The sequence below is a fragment of the Actibacterium sp. genome (assembly GCF_041584535.1).
GTDB lineage: Bacteria > Pseudomonadota > Alphaproteobacteria > Rhodobacterales > Rhodobacteraceae > Actibacterium_D.
Genome location: NZ_JBFHDW010000162.1, coordinates 1 through 6,191 on the forward strand (window position 1 = coordinate 1; position 6,191 = coordinate 6,191).

At 63.3% G+C, this 6,191-nt stretch carries 7 protein-coding genes; 6 read left to right on the forward strand and 1 reads right to left on the reverse strand.

Annotated features, from left to right (window positions below):
• The 3 genes from ABYW26_RS09125 to purF all read left to right on the forward strand — a co-directional run.
• The coding region (locus ABYW26_RS09125) for a magnesium chelatase domain-containing protein (RefSeq protein WP_372604484.1) at positions 1-959 on the forward strand (959 nt) is incomplete at its 5' end.
• 24 nt (positions 960-983) lie between these two features.
• Positions 984-1,538: a CvpA family protein gene (locus ABYW26_RS09130; RefSeq protein ID WP_372604485.1), complete on the forward strand. Its 555-nt coding sequence runs from the start codon at positions 984-986 to the stop codon at positions 1,536-1,538.
• Between the two features lie 134 nt (positions 1,539-1,672).
• A complete protein-coding gene (gene purF / locus ABYW26_RS09135) occupies positions 1,673-3,139 on the forward strand; it encodes an amidophosphoribosyltransferase (RefSeq protein ID WP_372604486.1) in 1,467 nt (488 codons plus the stop codon).
• 105 nt (positions 3,140-3,244) lie between these two features.
• On the opposite strand, the gene ABYW26_RS09140 is transcribed toward purF, so the two are convergent.
• A complete protein-coding gene (locus tag ABYW26_RS09140; RefSeq protein ID WP_372604487.1) occupies positions 3,245-3,904 on the reverse strand; it encodes a histidine phosphatase family protein in 660 nt (219 codons plus the stop codon).
• A gap of 86 nt (positions 3,905-3,990) precedes the next feature.
• On the opposite strand from ABYW26_RS09140, the gene ABYW26_RS09145 reads away from it, so the two are divergent.
• The 3 genes from ABYW26_RS09145 to ABYW26_RS09155 all read left to right on the forward strand — a co-directional run bounded on the left by ABYW26_RS09145 (position 3,991) and on the right by ABYW26_RS09155 (position 6,138).
• The gene (locus ABYW26_RS09145) at positions 3,991-4,641 is read left to right on the forward strand and encodes an SDR family NAD(P)-dependent oxidoreductase (RefSeq protein WP_372604488.1); all 651 of its coding nucleotides are present in this window, start codon (positions 3,991-3,993) and stop codon (positions 4,639-4,641) included.
• 73 nt (positions 4,642-4,714) lie between these two features.
• Positions 4,715-5,500, forward strand: a complete 786-nt coding sequence (gene surE / locus ABYW26_RS09150; protein ID WP_372604489.1) for a 5'/3'-nucleotidase SurE — start codon at positions 4,715-4,717, stop codon at positions 5,498-5,500.
• Entirely contained in the window at positions 5,497-6,138 is a 642-nt protein-coding gene (locus tag ABYW26_RS09155) for a protein-L-isoaspartate(D-aspartate) O-methyltransferase (protein ID WP_372604490.1), read from the forward strand. Before surE ends, ABYW26_RS09155 begins: the two co-directional genes overlap by 4 nt.
• Positions 6,139-6,191 lie beyond the last annotated feature (53 nt).

Sequence of the window (6,191 nt, forward strand, 5' to 3'; positions counted from 1 at the left end):
AGCGGCTTGGGCTGACAGATGCGCCGGTGCGGCTGGCGGCCGAGACCAATCTGCGCAACATCCTGACCACGCTTGAGGCCGAGCGCCCGGCGCTGGCGATCATCGATTCGATCCAGACTATGTGGGCCGATCACGTCGACAGCGCCCCGGGCAGCGTGTCTCAGGTCCGCGCAGCCGCGCATGAGCTGGTGACCTTTGCCAAGCGCACCGGCATTGCCGTTGTTCTGGTCGGCCATGTCACCAAGGAAGGCCAGATCGCCGGGCCGCGCGTGGTCGAGCACATGGTCGACACCGTGCTGTATTTCGAGGGCGAGCGCGGCCATCAGTTCCGCATCCTGCGCGCGGTCAAGAACCGCTTTGGCCCGGCCGATGAGATCGGTGTGTTCGAGATGACCGGCGCCGGGCTGGCCGAGGTGCCGAACCCGTCGGCGCTGTTCCTGACTGACCGCGACTCCCCTGCCACCGGCTCGGCGGTCTTTGCCGGGATCGAAGGCACCCGCCCGGTGCTGACCGAGATTCAGGCGCTGGTCGCGCCGTCGAACCTTGGCACGCCCCGGCGCACGGTGGTGGGCCTCGATGCCGGGCGGCTGTCGACGACGCTGGCGGTGCTGGAATCGCGCTGTGGCATTCCCTTTGCCGGGCTTGATGTGTTCCTGAATGTCGCGGGCGGCATGAAGGTGACCGAACCCGCCGCCGATCTGGCGGTCGCGGCGGCCCTGCTGAGCGCGCGCGAGGACGTGGCCCTGCCCGCCGATTGTGTGGTTTTCGGCGAGATCAGCCTGTCTGGCGCCTTGCGACCGGTCGGCCAGACCGAAAACAGGTTGAAAGAGGCGCAAAAACTTGGTTTCACAACAGCAATCACCCCGACGCGCGGCAAGACCGGCGACGGGGCGGGTCTGATGCTGCGCCAGATGGCGGATCTGACGGCCTTTGTCGGAGAGATATTCGGGGCCGGATAAGCGGCCGCCGCAAAGGAGCGCACGATGGAAGGTTTCACCATTATTGACGCGGTGGTGGCCGCAGTGATCGTCCTGTCAGCGCTTTTGGCTTATTCCCGCGGCCTTGTGCGCGAAGGCATGGCGATTGTCGGCTGGATCGCCGCCGCCGTGGTGGCCTTTATGTTCGCGCCGCAAGCCGAACCGCTGGTCAAGCAGATCCCGGTTCTGGACAAGGTCATCGCTGACAGTTGCGAGTTGAGCATCGTCGCCTCGTTCGCGGCGGTCTTTGCGGTGGCGCTGATTCTGGTGTCGATCTTCACGCCGCTGTTGTCGTCGATGATTCAACGCTCGGCTTTAGGCGGTGTCGATCAGGGTCTGGGCTTTCTGTTCGGCGTGGTGCGCGGAATCTTGCTGGTCGCCGTGGCGTTCTTTGTCTACGACGCGGTTGTGACCAGCGATCCGATCGCCGCCGTCGATGACAGCCGCTCGGCCGGGGTTTTTGCCAAGGCAACCGCTAATATTCAGGACCGCGATCCTGAACAGGCGCTGGGATGGCTGACCAATCGCTATGACGCGCTGGTCAACACCTGCGCACGATAAATTCGCGCCCGAACCGGCGATCCGATGCATTCAGGTCGCAGGTTCATTGTTTTGTGATCCTTTCGTGACACTGGCGACGCAAGGGACTAAGACAGGCGCAACCTGACCTGAAACGGATTCGGAGCCCCGCTGAGATGCGCGAGATGCCCCCCTCTCACCCGTTCGACGATGACAAGCTAAAAGAAGAATGCGGCGTGTTCGGTGTCGTTGGCGTTGCCGACGCGGCGAACTTCGTGGCTCTTGGCTTGCACGCCCTGCAACATCGCGGCCAAGAGGCCGGCGGGATCGTTGCCCATGACGCCGTTGCCGGGTTCAGTTCCGCGCGCCGTTTTGGCTATGTCCGCGACAATTTCACCAAAGCCTCGCTGATGGAAACCCTGCCGGGGCCGCTGTCGATCGGCCATGTGCGCTATTCCACCGCTGGCTCAAAGGGCAATACCCAGATCCGCGATGTTCAGCCGTTCTTTGGCGAATTCTCGATGGGCGGCGCGGCGATTGCCCATAACGGCAACATCACCAACGCCGACGCCCTGCGCAAGGAACTGATCGAGCGCGGCTCGATCTTCCAGTCCTCGTCGGACAGCGAATGTATCATCCACCTGATGGCCCGCAGCCTGCAACGCAACATCCCCGAGCGGATGAAAGACGCGCTGCGTCGGGTCGAAGGTGCGTTCTCGGTCGTCGCCATGACCCGGACCAAGCTGATCGGCGTCCGCGACCCGCTGGGCGTGCGACCGCTGGTGCTGGGCCGTCTGGGCAATGGCTGGGTTCTCAGCTCGGAAACCTGCGGTCTGGACATCATCGGCGCCGAATTCATCCGCGAGATCGAGCCGGGCGAAATGGTGGTGATCTCGGAAAAAGAAGGCGTGCACAGCTTTCACCCATTCGAACGCGTCGCGCCCCGGTTCTGCATCTTTGAACATGTCTATTTCTCGCGCCCCGACAGCATTCTCGGCGGGCGCTCGGTCTATGAAACCCGCCGTCAGATCGGTGTGGAACTGGCCAAGGAAAGCCCGGTCGACGCCGATCTGGTCTGCCCCGTGCCCGACAGCGGCACACCGGCGGCCATCGGCTTTAGTCAGGAAAGCGGTATTCCCTATGCCATGGGCATCGTGCGCAACCAGTATATGGGCCGCACGTTTATCGAGCCGACCGAACAGATCCGCAACATGGGCGTGCGCCTGAAGCTGAACGTCAACCGCGCCCTGATCAAGGGCAAGCGGGTGATCCTTGTCGATGACAGCGTCGTGCGCGGCACCACCAGCCGCAAGATCAAGGAAATGATCCTTGATGCCGGCGCGGCCGAGGTGCATTTCCGCATCGCCAGCCCGCCGACCGCCTGGCCCTGCTTCTATGGCGTCGACACCCCTGACCGCGACAAGTTGCTAGCGGCCCGGATGACCGAAGACGAGATGCGCGATTATCTGGGCGTCGACAGTCTGAAATTCATCTCGCTTGACGGGCTTTATCGCGCCGCCGGCGCCGCCGAGGGCCGCAACAAGGCCTGCCCGCAATATTGCGACGCCTGTTTCTCGGGCGAATACCCGGTCGAACCCCGCGACATGATCGCCAAAGGGTTTGAATTGAAAGCGGCGGAATAGGATCGGGCACGGGATTGGGGCTCTGCCCCAAACCCCGGGATATTTTCACGAAGAAGAAACACTGGTCTTTTTCTTGGTGAAAATACTCCCGCCGGAGGCCAGAAATCAAAGATAGGTGCGGGCGGACTGACGCGTGGGGTGTTCCAGATGCGGCACCGCGTTGAAGGTCTCAAGCGCCAGCGTGTCGCCGGATTTCACATAGCGGTGGACCGAAGTGTTATAGATCTGCAGCAGGATATTGGCGTGGGTCTTGACCTCGAACCGCAGCAGCAGCCGCATCGCCATGCTGATGATCCCGCCCGAAGTTACCAACAGCACCCGCCCGTCCAGCTGTTCGGCCAGCGCGATCATTTCCGACACCCGGCGCTGGAACGCATCGAAGCTTTCCAGATGGCTGTGAATTTCACCGTTTTGCCACGCGCTCAGCACCTGCGGCACATGAGCGACAAAGGCTTCGCGGCTGGTGGGGATATCGACCGCATGGGTGTCTTGCAGCGATTGTGACAGGCCGAAATAGTCCATTTCGTTCAGTCGCGCGTCCTGAGTCAGCGGCATGTCCAGCCGTTTGCACAGGGTCAACGCGGTGTCGCGCTGGCGGTTCAGCGTGCCGGACAGAACGTGATCGAAACCGCGCCCGGTATCAACGAAATGGTCGGCCAGCCACGCCGCCTGATCCCATCCCAGATTGCTGAGATTGTCATAGCTGGTCTCGTCACGGGCCTGGGTTTGGGCCTGACCGTGACGGACAAATGTGATCTCGACCATGTTGCGTCTTTCCGGCGGTTGCTTAAGGCAGGGGTCTAACGCGCTTGGGCCTTGACCTCTAGACAAAACCGCATCAAACCGCCGCCATGAACACTGAGAAACTTGCCCTTATCACTGGTGCCTCGCGCGGCTTTGGCGCGGCGGTTGCCGAAGAGCTGGCCGCTGCGGGCTGGCATGTCATTGCTGTTGCCCGCACCGTGGGCGCGCTGGAAGAGTTGGACGATCGCATTCAGGCACGAGGCGGCGAAGCGACGCTGGCGCCGATGGATGTGACCGACCCTGACGCGATGCGCCACCTGTGCCGGTCGATCCATGACCGCTGGGGCAAGCTGGATCTGTGGGTGCACACCGCTATCCATGTGCCGCCGATGAGCCCGACCGATCATCTGGACATCAAGGACTGGACCAAGACCGTGACCACCGGCGTTCAGGCCGTGGGGGTTCTGATCCCGTTCGTCTCGCCGCTGTTGCAGGCGGGCGCGGGCACGGCGGTATTCGTCGACGATGACAACGCCGGCAAATTCCTTGGGGCTTATGGTGCTGCCAAGGCCGCGCAACGGGCGCTGTTCGATGCCTGGGCTGCCGAAACCGCGCGCACAGCGCTGCCGCGCGTCACCAGTTTCACCCCCAAGCCGATGCCGACCGCGACGCGGGCCCGGTTCTATCCCGGCGAGGATCGCTCGGTCCTGTCCAGCGCCACAGATCAGGCGAAACGTCTGTTGGCCAATCTGGGCTGAGACGCGGGTCGCTTGCCGGTTCCGGCTTGCTCGCTTATTGAAGACAGAAGCAGCAATTCTGAGGCCGGGCGCAATGCGGATACTTATCACCAATGACGACGGGATCAATGCGCCGGGGCTGAAGGTCCTGCACGACATTGCGACCGAGATCGCCGGTCCGCAGGGCGAGGTCTGGACCGTGGCCCCCGCGTTCGAGCAATCCGGCGTCGCACATAAGATTTCCTATACCCATCCGATGATGATCGCCCAGCTGGACGAGCGCCGCTATGCCGCCGAAGGCTCGCCCGCTGACTGTGTGCTGGCCGGGGTCTATGACGTGATGTCGGACCGCAAACCCGATCTGGTGTTGTCCGGGGTGAACCGCGGCAATAATGCTGGCGAGAACGCGCTTTATTCCGGCACGCTGGGCGGCGCGATGGAAGCGGCCTTGCAAGGTCTGCCCGCCATCGCCCTGTCGCAATACTTAGGCCCCGAGAACCGCCTGAAAGAACACCATTTCGAAAGCGCCGCCGAACATGGCGCCGCGACCGTGCGGCGTCTGCTGGACTATGGCCATTGGGACAGCGCCGATTACCGGGTGTTCTATAACGTCAATTTCCCGCCAGTGCGCACCGGGCAGACCCGGGGGCTCAAGATCTGCGCTCAGGGCTATCGCCGCGACGCCTATTTCGGGGTCGAGCCGCATATGTCGCCCTCGGGGCGGCGGTTCCTGTGGATCACCGGCGGCGGACAGCACTCGCCGACCCTGCCCGGCACCGATGTGGCCGAGAACCTTGCCGGCCATATCGCGGTCACACCGATGCGTGCCGATCTGACCGCGCATGACGCGTTGGCCGGTCTGAAAGAGCAATTGGAATGACCAGCCCGGCGGAATTGAAAATGCAGTTCCTGTTCGCGCTGCGCTCGCGCGGGGTGACCGACAGCCGGGTGCTGACGGCGATGGAAAAGATCGACCGTGGCGATTTCGTGCGCGGCCTGTTCGAAAGCCGGGTTTACGAGGACATGCCGCTGCCGATCGCCTGTGGCCAGACCATCAGCCAGCCGTCGGTGGTGGGGCTGATGACGCAGGCGCTGAAAGTTCAGCCGCGCGACAAGGTGCTCGAAGTCGGCACCGGCTCGGGCTATCAGGCCGCGATCCTCAGCCAGCTGGCCCGCCGGGTCTATACGGTCGAGCGCCACCGCCGCCTTGTGCGCGAAGCACAGGCCCGGTTCGAGGCCCTTGGCCTGACCAATGTCACCGCCATGCTGGGCGACGGGTCGTTCGGTCTGCCGGATCAGGCGCCGTTTGATCGCATTATCGTGACAGCCGCCGCCGAAGACCCGCCCGGCCCCCTCTTGGCGCAACTGCGCGAGGGCGGTATCATGGTGGTGCCTGTCGGCCAGTCGGATACGGTGCAAAGCCTGATCAAGGTCACGCGCACCGCTGACGGGTTCGACTACGAAGAACTGCGCCCGGTGCGCTTTGTGCCTCTGGTCGAAGGGCTGGGGCAGGACTGAAACGCCGAACCCCGGCGCAACATGGGGCGGCAGGATCGAGGACCGAGCAACAA

What these genes read in the sequence shown, in the direction of transcription:
- ABYW26_RS09130 (WP_372604485.1), top strand. Translation starts at nt 984, where the DNA reads ATGGAAGGTTTCACCATTATTGACGCGGTGGTGGCCGCAGTGATCGTC.
- purF (WP_372604486.1), top strand. Translation starts at nt 1,673, where the DNA reads ATGCGCGAGATGCCCCCCTCTCACCCGTTCGACGATGACAAGCTAAAA.
- ABYW26_RS09140 (WP_372604487.1), bottom strand. Translation starts at nt 3,904, where the DNA reads ATGGTCGAGATCACATTTGTCCGTCACGGTCAGGCCCAAACCCAGGCC.
- ABYW26_RS09145 (WP_372604488.1), top strand. Translation starts at nt 3,991, where the DNA reads ATGAACACTGAGAAACTTGCCCTTATCACTGGTGCCTCGCGCGGCTTT.
- surE (WP_372604489.1), top strand. Translation starts at nt 4,715, where the DNA reads ATGCGGATACTTATCACCAATGACGACGGGATCAATGCGCCGGGGCTG.
- ABYW26_RS09155 (WP_372604490.1), top strand. Translation starts at nt 5,497, where the DNA reads ATGACCAGCCCGGCGGAATTGAAAATGCAGTTCCTGTTCGCGCTGCGC.